Source organism: Streptococcus oralis, assembly GCF_002386345.1.
In the GTDB taxonomy this organism is placed as follows: Bacteria; Bacillota; Bacilli; order Lactobacillales; family Streptococcaceae; genus Streptococcus; species Streptococcus oralis_S.
This window is the reverse complement of the sequence record NZ_CP023507.1, coordinates 304,249-322,776: the sequence shown is the minus strand read 5'-3', so window position 1 is coordinate 322,776 and position 18,528 is coordinate 304,249. Positions and strand designations below refer to the sequence as shown.

16 protein-coding genes, 2 pseudogenes, 1 riboswitch and 2 other annotated features are annotated in these 18,528 nt (G+C 42.7%); of the genes and pseudogenes, 4 read left to right on the top strand and 14 right to left on the bottom strand.

Translation table 11 applies throughout. The features are described 5' to 3' along the window. Positions 1-3 precede the first annotated feature (3 nt). From CO686_RS01670 to CO686_RS01625, 9 genes are all read right to left on the bottom strand, one after another. Complete coding sequence (locus tag CO686_RS01670) at positions 4-570, bottom strand: aminodeoxychorismate/anthranilate synthase component II (RefSeq protein WP_000601900.1); 567 nt, start codon at positions 568-570, stop codon at positions 4-6. Then, positions 567-1,928, bottom strand: a complete 1,362-nt coding sequence (trpE, locus tag CO686_RS01665; protein WP_045616749.1) for an anthranilate synthase component I — start codon at positions 1,926-1,928, stop codon at positions 567-569. Before trpE ends, CO686_RS01670 begins: the two co-directional genes overlap by 4 nt. Before the next feature lie 377 nt (positions 1,929-2,305). Continuing rightward, positions 2,306-2,531, bottom strand: a binding site (T-box leader). Next, positions 2,528-3,706: a tryptophan synthase subunit beta gene (gene trpB, locus CO686_RS01660; RefSeq protein WP_045616748.1), complete on the bottom strand. Its 1,179-nt coding sequence runs from the start codon at positions 3,704-3,706 to the stop codon at positions 2,528-2,530. It overlaps the preceding feature by 4 nt. Before the next feature lie 161 nt (positions 3,707-3,867). Then, positions 3,868-4,093, bottom strand: a binding site (T-box leader). A gap of 42 nt (positions 4,094-4,135) precedes the next feature. Further along, positions 4,136-5,362 (bottom strand): DegT/DnrJ/EryC1/StrS family aminotransferase, encoded by a 1,227-nt coding sequence (locus CO686_RS01655; protein WP_001134529.1) that lies wholly within the window; start codon positions 5,360-5,362, stop codon positions 4,136-4,138. A gap of 42 nt (positions 5,363-5,404) precedes the next feature. Continuing rightward, on the bottom strand, positions 5,405-6,097 hold the full coding sequence (locus tag CO686_RS01650) for a sugar transferase (protein ID WP_000922231.1): 693 nt from the start codon (positions 6,095-6,097) through the stop codon (positions 5,405-5,407). Positions 6,098-6,280: 183 nt separating this feature from the next. Continuing rightward, complete coding sequence (locus CO686_RS01640; RefSeq protein ID WP_049501582.1) at positions 6,281-8,023, bottom strand: ABC transporter ATP-binding protein; 1,743 nt, start codon at positions 8,021-8,023, stop codon at positions 6,281-6,283. Further along, a complete protein-coding gene (locus CO686_RS01635; RefSeq protein WP_049501581.1) occupies positions 8,013-9,758 on the bottom strand; it encodes an ABC transporter ATP-binding protein in 1,746 nt (581 codons plus the stop codon). Before CO686_RS01635 ends, CO686_RS01640 begins: the two co-directional genes overlap by 11 nt. Before the next feature lie 54 nt (positions 9,759-9,812). After that, the gene (locus CO686_RS01630; protein WP_049501580.1) at positions 9,813-10,448 is read right to left on the bottom strand and encodes a DUF421 domain-containing protein; all 636 of its coding nucleotides are present in this window, start codon (positions 10,446-10,448) and stop codon (positions 9,813-9,815) included. After that, on the bottom strand, positions 10,445-10,900 hold the full coding sequence (locus CO686_RS01625) for a DUF3290 family protein (protein ID WP_049501579.1): 456 nt from the start codon (positions 10,898-10,900) through the stop codon (positions 10,445-10,447). Before CO686_RS01625 ends, CO686_RS01630 begins: the two co-directional genes overlap by 4 nt. 133 nt (positions 10,901-11,033) lie before the next feature. Here CO686_RS01625 and CO686_RS01620 point away from each other — a divergent pair, with 133 nt between their 5' ends. From CO686_RS01620 to CO686_RS01605, 4 genes are all read left to right on the top strand, one after another. Then, complete coding sequence (locus CO686_RS01620) at positions 11,034-11,861, top strand: exodeoxyribonuclease III (RefSeq protein ID WP_038804934.1); 828 nt, start codon at positions 11,034-11,036, stop codon at positions 11,859-11,861. An 11-nt stretch (positions 11,862-11,872) separates the two neighbouring features. Beyond that, entirely contained in the window at positions 11,873-12,259 is a 387-nt protein-coding gene (locus CO686_RS01615) for a bleomycin resistance protein (protein WP_049501578.1), read from the top strand. 131 nt (positions 12,260-12,390) lie between these two features. Beyond that, positions 12,391-12,486, top strand: a riboswitch (purine riboswitch). Positions 12,487-12,611: 125 nt separating this feature from the next. Beyond that, complete coding sequence (locus CO686_RS01610; RefSeq protein WP_096753428.1) at positions 12,612-13,193, top strand: xanthine phosphoribosyltransferase; 582 nt, start codon at positions 12,612-12,614, stop codon at positions 13,191-13,193. Then, on the top strand, positions 13,193-14,455 hold the full coding sequence (locus tag CO686_RS01605) for a nucleobase:cation symporter-2 family protein (RefSeq protein ID WP_001171653.1): 1,263 nt from the start codon (positions 13,193-13,195) through the stop codon (positions 14,453-14,455). The genes CO686_RS01610 and CO686_RS01605 overlap by 1 nt, the downstream gene beginning before the upstream one ends. A 44-nt stretch (positions 14,456-14,499) precedes the next feature. On the opposite strand, the pseudogene CO686_RS10430 reads toward CO686_RS01605, so the two are convergent. The 5 genes and pseudogenes from CO686_RS10430 to CO686_RS01575 all read right to left on the bottom strand — a co-directional run bounded on the left by CO686_RS10430 (position 14,500) and on the right by CO686_RS01575 (position 18,520). Further along, positions 14,500-14,960: pseudogene (locus tag CO686_RS10430) on the bottom strand (DpnD/PcfM family protein). Continuing rightward, positions 14,957-15,721 carry a DpnI domain-containing protein gene (locus CO686_RS01590; protein WP_000422786.1) on the bottom strand — a complete coding sequence of 255 codons (765 nt, stop codon included), beginning with the start codon at positions 15,719-15,721 and terminating at the stop codon, positions 14,957-14,959. Before CO686_RS01590 ends, CO686_RS10430 begins: the two are co-directional and overlap by 4 nt. A gap of 180 nt (positions 15,722-15,901) precedes the next feature. Next, a complete protein-coding gene (locus CO686_RS01585; RefSeq protein WP_000651225.1) occupies positions 15,902-16,306 on the bottom strand; it encodes a PaaI family thioesterase in 405 nt (134 codons plus the stop codon). Positions 16,307-16,375: 69 nt separating this feature from the next. After that, a complete protein-coding gene (locus CO686_RS01580) occupies positions 16,376-17,863 on the bottom strand; it encodes a UDP-glucose--hexose-1-phosphate uridylyltransferase (protein WP_000077634.1) in 1,488 nt (495 codons plus the stop codon). Next, positions 17,860-18,520 (bottom strand): annotated as a pseudogene (locus tag CO686_RS01575) (HAD family hydrolase). The gene CO686_RS01580 and the pseudogene CO686_RS01575 overlap by 4 nt, the downstream one beginning before the upstream one ends. Between the last annotated feature and the right edge of the window lie 8 nt (positions 18,521-18,528).

Below are 18,528 nucleotides of genomic sequence, written 5' to 3'. Positions count from 1 at the left end.
TCCTCACTTTACAACCTTCTCGATAAAATTCCGAATAGAAGACAAGCCATCTGGCGTTCCGATACTTTCTGGATGGTACTGGAAGCCATAAATCGGCAGGCTTTTGTGTTGAATTCCCATAATAGCCTGGTCATCAGTCGAACGAGCTGTCACTTCAAAGCCTTCTGGCATTTCTTCAATCAAAATGCTGTGATAGCGCATGACTGGACGACCATCCTCAATGCCTTGATAGAGAACAGATGGCGCTTCAAAGCTAATATGGCTCTGTTTCCCATGCATGACTTTTGGAGCCAAACCTAGCTTCCCACCAAAGACTTCTGCGATAGCTTGGTGACCCAAACAGATCCCTAGAATTGGCTTCTTACCTGCAAAGTCACGAATCATATCTTCCATCTTTCCAGCATCAACTGGCCAACCAGGACCAGGAGAAAAGACCAGACCATCTGCTTTTTCAGCTTCTTCATACAGCTTGGGATCATCATTTCTCAAGACCTGCACTTCTGCAAAATTCCCGATGTATTGCGCCAAGTTATAGGTAAAAGAATCATAGTTGTCAATCAATAAAATCATGGTCTTAGTTCTCCAATTCTAGTCATAGATTTTGCCTTGTTAATGGTTTCTTGGTATTCGTTTTTTGCGATAGAGTCGTAGACAATCCCTGCCCCAGCCTGCACATAAGCTGTTTGATTTTTGAGAATCATAGTTCGGATGGCAATGGCGAAGTCCATATCACCCGTCGCAGACAAGTAGCCGATTGCTCCTGCATATACGCCTCGTTTTTCCGTTTCTAGTTCATAGATGCGTCTCATGGCCCGAATCTTTGGTGCTCCTGAAACTGTTCCAGCTGGAAGTGTAGATTTCAAAGCATCCATGGCTGTTAATTCTGGAAGCAAACGCCCTTTCACCACGCTGGTCAAATGCATGACATAGCGGAAAAGCTCCACTTCCATATACTTGGTAACTTGGACACTGGCTGTTTCAGAGATGCGACCAATATCGTTACGCCCCAAGTCTACCAACATCCGATGTTCTGCTGTTTCCTTCTCATCAGAAAGCAGGTCTGTCGCCAAGGCCTTGTCCTCTTCATCCGTAGCCCCTCTTGGTCGCGTACCTGCAATCGGATTAGTTGTCACGATGCCATTTTTAACTGAAACCAAACTTTCTGGACTGGCACCGATGATTTGATAATCCCCAAAATCATAGAAATAGAGATAATTAGATGGATTGGTCACGCGAAGATTTCTGTAAAAGTCAAATGGATTACCAGTAACCTCTGCTGAGAAGCGCTGACTGAGTACGCATTGGAACATGTCTCCATTGCGAATCAAGTCACGAGCTGTTTCCACCATTTGCTCAAACTTCTGAGAAGCGATGTGGGGCTTGAAGTCCAGCGGTGATAAATCCAAATCTTCAAATTCATTTGAAGCAGGGATGCGTAATTCCTCAAGCACTTGGTTCAAGGCTTTTTCCAAATCCTCTTGACTGCGATCGCTATATAGAGCATCCTCAATGACATGGATTTTTTCCTTCTTATGGTCAAAGACCATATAACTCTCATAGACAAAGAAATGCATGTCTGGCGTCCCAATGGTATCCTCAGGGATTTGGCAAATTTCTTCATAAAGAGAAATCATATCGTAACCGACAAAGCCAATAGCTCCCCCACCAAAAGGGAGGTCTGAATGGTGCTGGCTCTTATGAGTCACATCATAAAGGAAATCCAAAGGATCCCGATCAATCACTTGCCCATTTTGATAGAGGACTCCATTTTCAAACTGAATCTCAAAAACAGGATTATAGGCTAGGATAGAAAAACGAGCGGTTTCCTTGTCTCTCGGAATACTTTCTAAGATCACCTTGTGTTGCCCCTTTAGGCGCATATAAGCCAAGATTGGTGATAAGACATCTCCATGAATGATTCGTTCCATTGTAATTTCCCTTTCAGTTTCTTATTTTTAATTTTTTGTCTTTTTTCTATTTCCCTTAAATAGTGCGGACGGGAGGTAAAATTATCCAGTGGATGATTTTAGAAAACCATAAAATGAAAGACCTAATTTTCGAGCTCCTCGCTCATTCATTTCTAGGCTCAAGCTAAAATAGTTCCCCGAACTATTTTACTCTCAAAAATTCCGTTCTAGAGAAGCATCTTTGCTTCTCTAGAATACCACTATGGCGGGAAATAGCGTTTCAATGCTCACTTCGTTTGCAAATATTTTATAGAAATCTATCTATTGATGAAGCATAATTTAAAACTGATGACCATATCTACGATAAATATATAAAAATCCCCACGCAAAATAACTTGCGTGAGGACGAAATTCGCGGTGCCACCTCAATTATAGGATTTCTCCTATCTCTCATTCCTGTCTCAGAACTTTCCTGTAACAGGCTGTGCGATAAAGGGCACTCCCTTGAGAATTATGTTTTCTTCTCTCGTTTCAGATGGACCCAACCTTACAGCTTTCTCTGCTTGTTTCCAGCAACCACAAGCTCTCTGGGAAAGAAAGTACTGTAATTTTTCCATCTCTTATTTCTTAGCTTCTAGGTAGTCTGCAATCGCAGCTACGTCCTTGTCTCCACGACCAGAGACATTGATGATGATAATGTCATCTTTACTTAGTTTCGGTGCACGTTTAACCGCTTCTGCGATGGCGTGCGAACTTTCAATCGCTGGGATAATCCCTTCTGTCTTACTAAGAAGGAGCAAGGCTTGAACAGCTTCTTCGTCTGTCGCTGCCACATATTCCACGCGACCTGAATCTTTAAAGTAGGCGTGTTCTGGGCCAACCCCTGGATAGTCCAAACCAGCTGAGATAGAGTAAACTGGCGCCAGCTCTCCGTCTTCCTTAAAGACTGCATAGGTCTTCATACCATCGACAATTCCGACACTACCCTTTGTCATAGTGGCTGCATGCTTGTCTGTGTCAAGTCCGTGACCGGCAGCTTCGACCCCAACCAATTTGACTTCTTCATCAGCCACATACTGTGAAAAAGCACCGATAGCATTGGAACCACCACCTACACAGGCAATGACGTAGTCTGGTAAACGGCCTTCTTTTTCCAAGATTTGACGACGAGATTCTTCACTGATGACCTTTTGAAACTCATGGACAATAGTAGGATAAGGGTGAGGTCCCACAGCCGATCCCAAAACATAGAAGGCTTCAAGGTCATTCATCCATGCTCCAAAGGCTGCATCGACCGCATCCTTGAGAGTTCGTGTCCCCGTTTCAACCGCGTGAACAGTTGCTCCCATCATCTCCATGCGGAAAACATTGAGACGTTGACGCTCCACATCTTCTGCCCCCATGTAGACATCACAAGCCATACCAAACTTAGCTGCAGCTGCTGCTGTCGCAACACCGTGCTGACCAGCTCCTGTTTCCGCAATCACTCGTTTTTTGCCCATACGTTTGGCAAGAAGAATTTGTCCTAAAACGTTGTTAAGTTTGTGAGAACCAAGGTGGTTAAGATCTTCGCGCTTGAGATAAATCTTAGCGCCACCTAAGTGATCTGTCAAACTTTCCGCAAAATAAAGCGGTGTTTCACGACCTGAATAATCCTTCAAGTAATGGCGAAATTCTGCCAAAAACTCTGGATCATCCTTGTATTTGTCAAATGTCATTTCCAACTCATCCAACAAAGCCTGAATCGGCTCCGGTACAAAACTACCACCAAATTGTCCAAAATAACCTTTAGTTGTCATAAATTTTTCCTCTTTCCATATTAATTCGGCTTTTTGTTTGCTTTTAGTAGTAGGCAAGGAGCTGCAGATAGAACTCAAGTTCATCAAAGCGACTTAACGCCCTAATAAAAGATAAACAAAATGACCGAAAGAAAAAAGCCCACACACAGAATCTACTTCCATGTGAGGGCGTTGGTAACGCGGTGCCACCTCAATTATAAAGGGACTATTCCCCTTTACATCTCTGCCTTGTCTAACAACAAGTTGCACTGTAAGGTGTGCGCACCGAATTTTCATTGTTTCAAATTCATTTTTAAAATCAGCCCACTTTCACTACTTCCAACCACCTGTTCACAATCACCACAGGCTCCCTGAAGATCAAAAATAGTTACTTTTCTGATTTGTTGAGAATATTATATGCTATTGTCCGCTTTTTGTCAAGATTTTTTATTATTTTTTTCCAGAACCGAGGATTTCTTCAGAAATTCTCACCAAAGTCTGAACGATGTAATCAACTTCTTCATCGCTTAATTTTGTATGAAGAGGAAGCGTAATTTCATTTTCAAAGAAGGCATAGGCTCTTGGATAATCTGCCATATCGAAACCAAGATTCTTATAGGCTGTCAGGAGAGGAAGCGGTTTATAGTGTACATTACTTGCAATTCCTGCTTTGGCCAATTCTTGGATGATGTGGTTGCGTTCTTCTAAACTTGCTCCTTCTACATGGGTGATGTAGAGGTGGCGTGAAGATTCGACACTATCAGTCTTGTGTGCCAATGGACGGATGCGAGAACCTGCAAAACCACGATCATAGCGGTCCACGATGTCCTTACGACGTTCTAGCAAAGCTGGGTAACGGTCCAATTGTACCAAACCAATCGAAGCCATGATATCGGTCATATTGCACTTGTAGGCTGGTGTGACGATATCGTACTCCCATGAACCCAATTGCATCTTGGCAAGAGCATCCTTTGTTTGACCGTGAAGGGAAAGGATTTGGAACTCCTTGTACATCTCTTCGTCATCAATCGCTGGATTGGCTTTCCAAGTCGCACTTCCTCCCTCAGCCGTTGTAAAGTTCTTAACGGCGTGGAATGAGAAGGAAGTAAAGTCAGCGATAGATCCAGCTGGTTGTCCTTTATAAGTAGATCCCAAAGCATGGGCACTATCTGAGACAATTACGATACGGTTAAAGGCTTTTTGCCACTTGCTAGCAGCTGTAAAGAGGTCCCGTTTCTTCTCCACCACTTGGAGCAAACGATCATAGTCGCAAACAATCCCTGCAAGCTCAACCGGAATAATCACCTTAGTCTTTTCAGTGATGGCTTGCTCAAGCAAGTCATAGTCCATCTCAAACGTATCTGCTTGAATATCCACCATGACAGGTGTCGCTCCTACGTGTGTGATAACACTACATGAAGCTGTATAAGTCATAGCTGGAACGATGACTTCATCCCCAGGTCCCACTTCCAAAACACGCAAAATCAACTCAAGAGCGGCTGTCGCAGAGTTGAGGCAGACAGTCTTAGGTGTCTGTGTGTATTGAGACAAGCGGCGCTCCAGTTCTTTTGTCTTCGGACCTGTTGTGATCCAACCAGAACGAAGGGTATCCGCTACTTCAGCAATTTCAGCTTCGGTAATATCGGGAGGTGAAAATGGAATATTGTAATTTGGCATTGATTTGCTCCTTTTATCTGTACTCATTTTCTCATGACTACTTTATTTTAGTACTTCAAACACGGTTTGAAACATGATTTTGATGTCTCCAAGGAAACTAAACTCTCGGAGATAGGCGAGATTATAGCGCATCTTTTCAGGAAGGACATGTTCGACATAGGCCTGGTCAACCGACAGACCTTTCTCTGTCATCTGACTGATGATGGTGTCCTCATCCTTGTAGTTGATACTGGCTGGAGAGGTGATTCCTGCTGGCAAGAGCAAGGTCGCCATCATTTCAGGACTATACTGCTCTGTGTAACGTGGCACTTCAGGACGGGTCCCTACAAAGGACATTTCGCCTTTAAGGACATTGACCAGCTGAGGTAGTTCGTCCAAACGCACACGGCGGATGAAATTTCCAACCTTGGTAATGCGACTATCGTTAGCAGAAGTCACCAGACTTCCTTTTTTATCCGCATCCGTTACCATAGTACGGAACTTCCAAATCTTGAACCGACGATTATACTGGGTCACGCGCTCTTGCTTGTAAATGACAGGCCCCTTGCTATCCAACTTGATCCAAATGCTCAAGACAAGAAAGACGGGAGAGGTCAAAAGTAGCAAAAACAGGGCCAGAACCCAGTCCAGGCAACGCTTGAAAACCAGCGAACCTTTCCTTTTAGAGACAAGCTGGTAGTAAGACTTAACCTCGCTTGATTGCATTTCCACGGGTAGGTCTTCCCATTTCAGCATGCTGTTTCTCCTTTGTTTTTATTATACTATTTGTCAACATTTTTCATTATACCACAAAATGGAAAAGGCGGTGCAAGAAATCTGTGATTTGAAGAATTTCCTTCTGGTGCTCAATGAAAATCAAAGTACAGCTTTGAGGTTGCAGATAAAGCTGACATGGTTTGAAGAGATTTTCAAAGAGTATTAGGACATGGCCCCAGCCTGCAAGCTATACATTTTGTGATAGGTTCCTCCCAAGGCCAAGAGTTCCTCATGGGTTCCACTCTCGATGATACGCCCCTTGTCCAAGACGTAGATGCAGTTGGCGTCTTGGATGGTCGAAAGGCGATGAGCAATAGCAATGGTCGTCCGACCCTGTCTCATCTTAGCTAGGGAATCTTGAACCAAACTTTCTGTTTCAGAGTCAATATTGGCTGTCGCTTCATCCAAAATCAGGATTTTAGGCTGACTGGCGACAGTTCTAGCAAAGGCAAGAAGCTGGCGTTGGCCAGTAGAAAAGCTCGAACCACGCTCAGAAACAGGTGCATCATAACCCTGCGGAAGGTCCTGAATAAAGGAATCTGCATCGACAAAGGCAGCTGCAGCCTGGACCTGATCATCACTAAGATCTTGGTACATGGCGATATTGGACTTGATAGTCCCGTGATAGAGGAAGGGATCCTGTAAGACCAAACCGATGTTTTTTCTCAGCTCTTCCTGACTGTAGTTCCTGATATCCACATCATCCAAGAGAACGTGGCCTGACTGAAATTCATAAAAACGCATGAGGACATTGATAATGGAAGATTTCCCAGAACCTGTATGACCTACAAAGGCAATGGTTTCGCCCTTGTTAACTGAAAAGGAAATATCATCCAGAATCGGATGTTTGCCATCATATGAGAAACACACATGTTCAAAACGGATATTGCCTTCTTTGACTTTAGCTTTCCCATCTTTTTGAAGAGGCTCATAGGTCGTTTCGTCAATCAAGGCAAAGACACGACCTGCAGATACCATGGACGTTTGAAGGGTTGAAAAGTTTTGCGTTACCTCAATCAGGGGATCAAAGAGACGGTTGATGTACTGGATAAAGGCATACATGGTTCCGGCCGTTATCCCGATAGACAGACCACGGTAACCAAAGTAAGCCATCAAAACGGCGTAGCCTAGGAGTTTCAGCAAACTCATGGCAGGACGCAAAAAGAGGGCATCCAAGGCTACAGATCGGTTGGCATAGACCAAGTGTTCTTGGTTGATTTCATCAAATTCTGCCTGCAGGCGCTTCTCTTGATTAAAGGCCTGGATAATCCTGATTCCCTCGATATTCTCTGCCAGCTTACTATTGATATCCGACAAGAGACTTCTGGTTTTTTCGATGATTTTCACTGACTTTTTCCGATAGAGATTGACCAAAAGGAAAATCAAGGGAAGAAAGAGCAAGACTAAAGCTGTCAAACGAAAATCCAGCACCAACATGGTATACAGGGTTGTCAGAAAGATGAAAACAGCTGAGATAAAGCTGGATAAAATTCCCGAAAACATGTCACTGATGGTCTCGGTATCATTGGTCAAACGAGAGACGATGGAACCTGCTGGCGTCTTGTCAAAATAAGACATGCCGAGTTTCTCCATATTGGCAAAGGCATCCCGACGAATATCTCTGACAATACTGTAGGAAACCCGCGCAAAGAGAAGATTGCCGATATACTGAACTAGAGTTTGTAGGATATAAAGACCATAGTAGACCAGCAAAACGGTCACAGCAAGTTGGTTGAGATTGCTGAGGTACTGGTCGATAAAGTGGGAAGCTACAAGGGGAATGACACTTTTAATGACCGTCGTCGCGAGGAGAAAACTGAGTGCCAAAAAGGTCAGGAGGCCATAGGGCTTGAGATAAGACATCAAGCGCTTCAATACAACCCATTGTTCTTTCTTATTCTGCATCTTCTTCTCCTTTCATTTCCAATTGCTGAGACTGGTAGGTTTGGGCATACCAGCCATCTAAAGCTAGCAGGTCTTCGTGTGTACCGCGTTCTATGATTTGGCCATTTTGCAGGACTAAAATCAAATCTGCATGGACGACTGCACTGAGACGATGGGCTGTGATAATGGTTGTCTTATTCTTCCGCGTCTCCTTGAGATTGTCGATAATCGCATACTCTGTCTTGGCATCCACGGCGGACAAGGAATCATCTAAAATTAAGATATCAGGGTCTAAAATCATAGCCCTACTCATAGCCAGACGTTGCTTTTGACCACCTGAGAGACTGACTCCCTTTTCACCGATCAGCGTATCAAATCCCTGAGGCATGTCCACAATATCTTTATAAACTTGAGCTAGTTTAGTCGCTTCCTCGACCGCTGAAAGGGGCAAATTAGGATTGCCGAAGCGGATATTGTCTAAGATAGAGGTCGCAAAGAGAAACTGATCTTGAGGGACATAGCCCATGAGACCACGAAGGTCTGTCAGACGATAATCACGAATATCGTGATCGTTTAGATAAATAGCTCCCTTATCCACATCGTATTCACGCAAGAGGAGCTTAATCAAGGACGTTTTCCCAGAGCCTGTCTGTCCGACCAAGCCTAGGGTTTGTCCTTTTTCTAAACTAAAGTGAATATCCGTCAGTGTCTCCTCATTTTCAAAGGCAAAGCTGTCAATAGCGTACTCCAAACGTCCATTTTCAATACCGTCCAGAGGAAACTCAGGGTCTTTTACAGGTGATTCCTGAGATAAAAGTTCCTCAATCCGTTGGTAAGAAACCTTGCCTCGCTGAGTGATATTAAAGAGGAAACCAATGGCCATAAGAGGCCAAACTAGCATATCCAAGTAGCTGATAAAGGTGACCAGATTCCCAACCGTGATTTGCCCTTTCTGAACCATCAAAGAGCCGACCAAGAGAGTTAAAACATAGGACGAACCAACAAACAAGAGAACCATGGGGTCAAAGAGACTATCGTATTTCATGGTTTGGAGATTCTTTTGGAAGGTCAATTCATTGACTGTCTGAAAGGACATCAACTCGTCCGCCTGATACCCGAAAGACTTGGTCACTTTAATACCTGATACAGACTCCTGCACCTTATTATTGAGTTCAGAAAAGGCAGCCTGTGATTCACCAAAGGCCTTGTGGGTCTTTCTCCCTAGACGACTAGTCGCATAAGCCATGAAAGGCAGGGGAAGAATAGCAACAAGAGTCATCTGCCAAGAAATGCTAAAAAGCATGGTCAGCAAAGTCACCAGCGCCGTGATGGAAGCATCCACCGCAGACATAACACCGCCGCCTGCCAGACGGGTTAAGGCATTGATATCATTTGTAGCGTGTGCCATCAGGTCTCCCGTTCGATAGGTCTGATAAAAGGCTGGAGACATTTTTGTGAAATGCTCAAATAAGCGAGACCGCATAATCTGCCCCAAACGGTAGGAGGTTCCGAGGATATACATACGCCAAACATAGCGCAGATAATACATCCCAAAGGCTGCAAGGAGCAAGTAAAATAGGTCAAGAAGAAGGTCCTGCTGGGTTAATTGCTCCGATGTGATGGCATCAATGACCCGCCCCATAACCATAGGGGGAATGAGATTGAGGACGGAAACCAAGACCAGAGCCACAATCCCGACTAAATAACGGCGTTTTTCTAACTTGAAAAACCACCAAAGTTTTTGAATAATGGACATAACATCCCTTTCTGATTGCAAATAGAAACCTGAGGCCAAGACCCCAGGTTTTTCTTATTCATAGGTTACAACTGTGACGGCACCCTTGTCATACTCAGCGATAAAGATATTGGCCACATTGTCATGTCCTTGTTTGCTTAGATTATCAAGCAGCCACTCTTCGCTACGGCCAATCGATTCCAAAACATCGACTTGGATCACACCGTCAGTCACAACTGGATACTTAGGATTTTCATCTCCTATTTGGACCACGATGAGTTGGCCATTTTGCTCCTGCACAGCGCATTTGACCTGTTTCATCTGGAAAATCCCTTGGCTACGAAGTTTGAGAGCAACTTCTGCTGCAGACAAACCAACTGAACGACAGGCTTCTGGGTCAATCTGCCCATTTTTGATAAGGAGAGTTGGTTTTCCATCAATCAAGCGTTTGACAAAACGAACATTGTTATTGAGCCACTTGAGGGTCAAGACCAAAATCGTCCACATCATCAAAATCACTGCGTACTGCAGAATACTGATTGAACTATTGTAAATCACCCCACCGATGATACCACCAAGAACATAGTTCTGAATTTGGTCTATAGCAGAGTTAGGTGCTAGATTCCCCTTTCCTGTCACATTAATAACAAAAACAAGAGAGAAAAGACCCAGGGCCAGTTTGATTAAAATTTCCATATAATTGAGTGTCATTTGTTTACCTCCACCAATTCAATAGCGTCTGTTTGATGCAATTCTAATTTCTCTAAAAGATACTTGTCTGGTTGGCTCCCGTTCATGGCACGATAGAAATTTGAACCTACCTTGATAAGTGCTCCATCAGTGTCGGCAGAAGTATTGACATAAACTTCTGATTTATCCACCCCCAAGTCTTTGGAAACAACCTCTATGAAATGAAGGGAAGTTTGAAATTGGTTGTTAGAGGCTTGATTGGTCTGGTATTTTGAGATTGTCACCAAAAGCATGGCCACCAAGGTCAAGGCCAAAATCATGACCAATTCCCGAAACTTAGTCCCCTTTTTATCTCGATAGGCTTTAAAAGCAAAAAATCCTGTGATAGCTAGGAGAACAATTCCAAAGCCAATCATGATGCCATTTTGCTGACTGATTTGGCTAAGTACATAGTCATATGAGTAAAATTTCATTTATTTTCACTCCCTTTCATAAAATCATTCTTAATTATAAACGAAAGAGAGTGATTTTTCAAGCCATACGTTGGGGAAATAGACCTTTTTTTGGTATAATAAAATCTATAATCTGAATGAAAAAGGTAACTTTATGAAACTTATCTCATGGAATATTGATTCCCTAAACGCTGCCCTAACTAGTGACTCAGCTCGTGCCAAATTGTCCCAAGAAGTCCTACAAACCTTGGTCGCTGAAAATGCTGATATCATCGCTATCCAAGAAACCAAGCTTTCTGCCAAGGGTCCTACAAAGAAACACTTGGAAATTTTAGAGGAACTCTTCCCAGGTTACGAAAACACGTGGCGCTCTTCCCAAGAACCTGCCCGTAAAGGCTATGCTGGAACCATGTTCCTCTATAAGAAAGAACTTACGCCTACTATCAGCTTCCCAGAAATCGGTGCCCCTTCTACCATGGACTTGGAAGGCCGTATCATCACTCTAGAATTTGATGAATTTTTCGTAACCCAAGTTTACACTCCAAACGCTGGCGACGGTCTCAAACGCTTGGAAGAACGTCAAGTCTGGGATGTCAAATATGCGGAGTATTTGGCTGAACTAGACAAAGAAAAACCAGTCCTTGCGACCGGTGACTACAACGTAGCCCACAATGAAATCGACCTTGCAAATCCTGCTAGCAACCGCCGTTCACCTGGATTTACCGACGAGGAACGTGCTGGATTTACCAACCTCTTGGCAACTGGATTTACGGATACCTTCCGCCACATTCACGGCGATGTTCCAGAACGCTACACTTGGTGGGCACAACGCAGCAAGACTTCTAAAATCAACAATACAGGCTGGAGAATCGACTACTGGCTGACAAGCAACCGCGTGGCTGACAAGGTGACCAAGTCTGATATGATTGACTCAGGTGCGCGCCAAGACCACACACCCATTGTCATGGAGATTGAGCTCTAAGGAGAAAGCTAATGGACTATCAAGCTATCATTCCTGAATTTGTAGTATCTGACATCGAAAAATCACGCCACTTCTACTGCGACTTGTTGGGATTCTCTGTCGAATACGAGCGCCCCGAGGAGAAATTTCTCTTTCTCTCTCTTGAAGACTGCCAGCTCATGTTAGAAGAAGGCAGCGCAGAAGAATTAGCCCAACTGACCTATCCTTTCGGGCGCGGTGTCAATATTTCCTTTGGCATTGCAGATGTTCCTCAGCTCCACCAAAAAATGCTGGAAGCTGACTATCCTATCCATCGTCCCCTGACAAAAAGAGAATTTCGAGTGGGAGATAGCTTTATTTACCCTCATGAATTTGCGATTTTGGATCCAGATGGTTATTTTCTAAGATTTAGCGAATAGAATAATCGAAGTCTACAATACTATCTAGCCTTGTAGGCTTTTTCGTTCGCTTTTATGATCTATTTGCTAACAAAATATTTGATTTATAAAGCTAATTGGTGTAAAATAAAAACATTGGCAGTAGCCTATTTAAAATTGAATATCATTTTACTTGTTTATGTCGTGAATTGGCACGACGTTTCTACAAGGTGCTGGAACACCTAACAATGAGTATGTCAGCTGAAGGTATGGTTTTGGCCATGCCTATTTTGGGGACTTGCTTAGGGAATTAAGTAGGTCCTTTTTTCTAGCCCTTTTTGAGACGATAAAGGCGATAGAAAAACACAAAAGAGTTTAGACTTTAGGAGGTCTTATGAAATTATTAGAAGAGCGCATCCTTGAGGATGGGCATATCTTGGGTGACAACATCCTCAAGGTAGATTCCTTTTTAACCCATCAAGTTGACTATCGTTTGATGCGGGAGATTGGTAAAGTTTTTGCGGAAAAATTCGCAACTGCTGGCATTACCAAGGTCGTAACCATTGAAGCGTCAGGTATTGCCCCAGCCGTTTTTACTGCCGAAGCTTTAAATGTTCCCATGATTTTCGCCAAGAAAGCTAAAAACATCACCATGAACGAAGGCATCTTAACTGCTGAGGTTTACTCCTTTACCAAGCAGGTGACCAGCACCGTTTCCATCGCTGGAAAATTCCTTTCACCAGAGGACAAGGTCTTGATTATCGATGATTTCCTAGCAAATGGACAAGCTGCCAAAGGCTTGATCCAAATCATCGAACAAGCCGGAGCAAAAGTTGAAGCGATTGGTATCGTGATTGAAAAATCTTTCCAAGATGGTCGTGATTTGCTTGAAAAAGCAGGGTATCCAGTCCTATCACTGGCCCGTTTGGATCGTTTCGAAAATGGTCAGGTCGTATTTAAGGAGGCAGATCTCTAATGCAAAAACAAGAAAAACACTCGCAAGCAGCTGTTCTTGGCTTGCAGCACTTACTAGCCATGTACTCAGGTTCTATCCTGGTTCCTATCATGATTGCGACAGCTCTTGGCTATTCAGCTGAGCAGTTGACCTACCTAATCTCCACAGATATCTTCATGTGTGGGGTGGCCACCTTCCTCCAACTCCAACTCAACAAATACTTTGGGATTGGACTACCAGTCGTTCTCGGGGTTGCCTTCCAATCCGTCGCTCCTTTAATTATGATTGGGCAGAGCCACGGTAGCGGGGCTATGTTTGGTGCCCTTATCGTTTCAGGGATTTATGTGGTTCTGATTTCAGGCATTTTCTCAAAAGTTGCCAATCTCTTCCCATCTATCGTAACAGGCTCTGTCATTACCACGATTGGTTTAACCTTGATTCCTGTCGCTATTGGAAATATGGGAAATAACGTTCCAGAGCCAACTGGTCAAAGTCTCTTGCTTGCAGCTATCACTGTTCTAATCATCCTCTTGATCAACATCTTTACCAAAGGATTTATCAAGTCTATCTCCATTTTGATTGGGTTGGTTGTTGGAACTGCCATTGCTGCTACCATGGGCTTGGTTGATTTCTCCCCTGTTGCAGCAGCACCGCTTGTCCATGTCCCAACTCCCCTCTACTTTGGGGTGCCAACCTTTGAAATCTCCTCTATTGTCATGATGTGTATCATCGCAACGGTGTCTATGGTTGAATCGACTGGTGTTTACCTAGCCTTGTCTGATATCACGAAAGACCCAATCGACAGCACGCGCCTGCGCAACGGTTACCGTGCAGAAGGTTTAGCCGTCCTTCTCGGAGGAATTTTTAACACCTTCCCTTATACAGGATTTTCACAAAACGTTGGGTTGGTTAAATTGTCAGGTATCAAGACTCGCCTGCCAATCTACTACGCGGCTGGTTTCCTAGTCCTCCTTGGACTCCTTCCTAAGTTTGGTGCCCTCGCCCAAATCATTCCAAGCCCTGTCCTTGGAGGGGCCATGCTAGTGATGTTTGGCTTTGTTTCCCTTCAAGGGATGCAAATCCTTGCTCGTGTTGACTTTGCTAACAATGAACATAATTTCCTTATCGCAGCTGTTTCAATCGCTGCAGGTGTCGGACTCAATAACAGTAATCTCTTTGTCAGCATGCCGACAGCCTTCCAAATGTTCTTCTCAAACGGAATCGTCGTAGCCAGCCTACTGGCCATTGTACTCAATGCCGTATTAAATCGGAAAAAGAAATAAAAAAGAGGTGTAGACCTCTTTTTTGTGTGACAAAATAAAAACATCTACTCATATATGCTAGTCTCATAGTCCTGAAAATCATCTGCATCAAGAACTATTTCACCATTCTTATACTTTTCTCTTACAATACGTTCAGCTTCATACTTATCTTCAGCTTCTATACTCACTAAACGGGTTAGAGTTTCAGTAATTTCTATAGTATACTTTTTCATCTTAAGTTTCTCTCCAATAACTCACTTATTAGCAATAATCTATGTTTTGGGCTTTCCAACCACTCTGGTAATTCATCTCCATATTCCCAGCTATATTTTTTATTCAATAAAGAAAGTTGTTTCTCATCACCAAACTCCATATTTTCAGATAACCACCTCACACAATCAGGGTCTGATAAAGTATAAACCATTACACATAAGTTTTCATAATTACTCTCTGTTTCATAATCAGGCCAGATGACTTTTAAGAAATCATACACCTCTTCTGATGCAACAAGTTGTTTCGTTTTCATAATTTCCGATACTTTCCTCTACCTTTAAATTCTATTATTTCTTTGTCTCTTAATATTTGAAGCTGTTGCCTAATCTTTTCTTTGATATGGTTGTTCTTAACAAAGATATTTTTTAGGTCACTTTCAAAACGATACATATCTTCAAGGGTAAATTCTGAACCCTCTATCTTATCTATACAATTTAGAATTTCTATTGTCCAACCTCTTACTGAAAGAGAGTTCTTCCTTAAAAATAAACTTTGCTTAAATTCTTTTGTAACTTTTTCTGGATCCCTAACTTGCCCATTTTGCACGAGAAATATTCTTCCTTTGGAAGGTACTTGTGATAAATCTATGTTACAACCAATCCAACCGGCGCGTCTAGAAGTCGGTGCAAGTGGTTTTCTTTGAATAATCGATTTCGGTGTGACAAATTGCTTCGGAAGGACAAGAAAGTTATTTACCTCAAAATTTTTTGTGTAAGTTAAAAAAAAGAAATTAGGATTATTATCTGCCTGCACACGCTCCATCATCGTTGCATAAGCACCATCATTGATTGTTGATGAAAAATTCCCTTTCTTACTTTTTAGTTCAAACTCCTCGCTACAATGATTACAGAAAAAATCTGCTACAGGCCTATTATTTTCAAAATGATTTAAGGGATTGTTCCCACAATTAGGACAATAAGACTGACGATAAACCCAATCTTCCGTTAGAATACGAGCCTTTTGGCTATTACTTTTATAGTTTTCTACTAATTCTAAATTAAATTGTAATTCCATTCAAAAATTCCTCACTAATATGAGAATTCACTCGATATAAGCAATTAAAATATACTATAACTAGTATACCACATATACGTACCCATTACCCCTGTATTTCACCACTCTCTTTTATATTTCCTTCTAACCTATTTCATAAATTAAAAATGAGTAGGCTATATTTGTCCTACTCATCTATCTCTATATTCTTACCTGTCTCTCATCTGACCGCTGGCCTGTGACAAACATGGTAAAGGTTGCCTTACAGACATTCTTACCCTCTTGATTGCTGATATCTACATCCACGACACAGGTTGTACGGCCTTGATGGACACATTCTCCTTTTATGGTCAACACATCATCGCGTTTCCCTGCCTTGAGGTAGTTGATGGAGGATTGGAGCGTCACTACGTCTAGTCCTAGCGAGATGAGCACCAAACCACTGATCTGGTCACAAAGGGTGAAGAGATAGCCACCATGGGCATTGCCATAGTAGTTGAGCGACGAGTCCACTACTTTGGTCGTCACCTCAACGTGGCCATCTTTCATCTCTTTAATTTCATAATTTTCAAAAGCTGATATAGCGTCAAAATGAAAATCTTTCATATTTTCCTCCTAAATTTCAAACACTATATCATACTACTACTTTTTACAAGACTAGGCAAGAATTATTCACTAGTCTGGTAAAATTCCAACCTGATTAACAAAGCGCATAAAGGATGCTTGTCCCTGTTCCGTTTGCTTGTAGACTCCTGCATCCTCAAGTACACGAGCAAAGATAGCACCCACAGAGTCCTTAACGATTTCAAGGGCTTTTTCTTTATCCGTCAGATCTGAATGTTGGACTTTGAGTTGGTCTGCCCATTCCTGATGATAAGCGGCAACTGAGACATCTTCTCCCACTAGGTAGTTAGCGACTTGCTCCACTTCTGCTTTCAGGCGTGGTGGCAAAATAGCCAAGCCCATGACCTCAATCAAGCCGATATTTTCCTTCTTGATATGTTGGACATCCTTGTGGGGATGATAGATGCCATCCGGATGCTCTGCCGAAGTCTGATTGTCCCGCAAGACCAAGTCCAATTCAAACTGTCCATCACGCTTACGCGCAATGGGTGTAATGGTGTGATGCGGTATCCCGTCTGTCTCTGCCAAAATTTGCACTGCAGGATCTGAATACTGACGCCATTCCTGCAATATCTTATCAGCCAAGTTGATCAAATCTTCTTTTGAATCCGAGGTCAAACGTAGCACTGACATAGGCCACTTGACAATCCCAGCCTTGACCTGATCAAAACCAGCAAATCGGAAAGCCTTTTGCAAAGGAGCCAATTCCATAGGAAACACGTGACGGCCTCCTTGATAGTGGTCATGGGTGAGAATAGAGCCTCCCACGATTGGCAGGTCGGCATTAGAGCCTGCAAAATAGCCAGGAAACTGCTCTACAATAGCCAGCAGACGCTCAAAGCTCTGACGACTGATAGCCATGGGGCGATGCTGGCCGTCTAAGAAAATACAGTGCTCATTAAAATAAGCATAGGGCGAATACTGGAAGCCCCACTCCTGACCCGCCATTTCAAAACGGATAATGCGGTGATTGCTTCGAGCTGGATGGTTAACCCGACCATGGTAGCCTTCGTTCTCTAGACAGAGTTGACACTGTGGGTAATTGCTAGCTTGAACCAACTTAGCTGCCGCAATCTCTTTTGGATCCTTTTCAGGTTTAGACAGATTGATAGTAATCTCCAGTTCTCCGTAGTCTGATGGTACACGATAAGCGATATTCTTAGAAATAGCCTTGAGCTTGATGTAGTCATTTTTCTGGCTGAGCTGGTAAAAATCACCTATCGCCTGCTCAGGAGAGTGAGCATAGGTTGTCCAAAAGTCACGATTAACCTGACTTGGACAAGGAGTTACCAAGTCCATCAGTTCAGAACCGAGGATTTCACGCGCAGTCTGACTGTCCTCAATCGTCTCTAATCGAACTGCTTCCTCGACTAACTGGTCCTTAAGGTCAATCAACTCATCCAGATCAGTCTCAACTTCCAAAACACCTTCACCCACTCGTGCTAAGACACGATTGGTTAGGTAGATTCGATCCATTTCCTCAAATGAACTTTCAGCAATGACTTCCGTGATAAATGCATCTAGAACTCCTTGACTCATTGATTCTCCTTCTTACTTTCTAAATAATCTCTGACAGCATCTAAATCCTGAAAAACTTGTTCTGTTTTATTTAAGAAAGACTGTGCTGGCATTTTTAAGTCTGGAATACAAATAACTGGTATCCCAGCTCTATACGCTGCTTCAATCCCTGCTTCACTATCCTCTAGTACTAAGCAATTCTCTGGTAAAACATTCAAATCAATACAGGCCTTTAAAAATATATCAGGGTAAGGTTTACTTCGCTTTACATCTTTTGCAAAAACTAGATGGTCAAATAGGGACAGTATCCCATTACTATCCAAAATCATTCTAGCTCTAGATTCAACACTTGAAGTTGCTAGAGCGATTGGAATACCTTCTCTTTGCAAAAAAGCAAGCAAATTTTTAGCACCTTTTTTTTAAATTTACACCTTTGGCTAATATTCGAGCTTCCAGTTCATAAACTTTTTCCAAGGTTTGGTCAAAGTTCCAAGGTAAATCATAGTTATCTAAAAATCGTTGAACATTCTCCTCTTCCCTATGTCCACTGTATTCTCTAGAATATGTTTCTTCTGTGAAAGGAATTCCAAAATCTTTAAGCAATTCTTGATAAACTTTTAGAGAAATGATCTCAGTATCAGCTAATAAGCCATCTAAATCAAATATTACAGCGTCCATTTACTTCT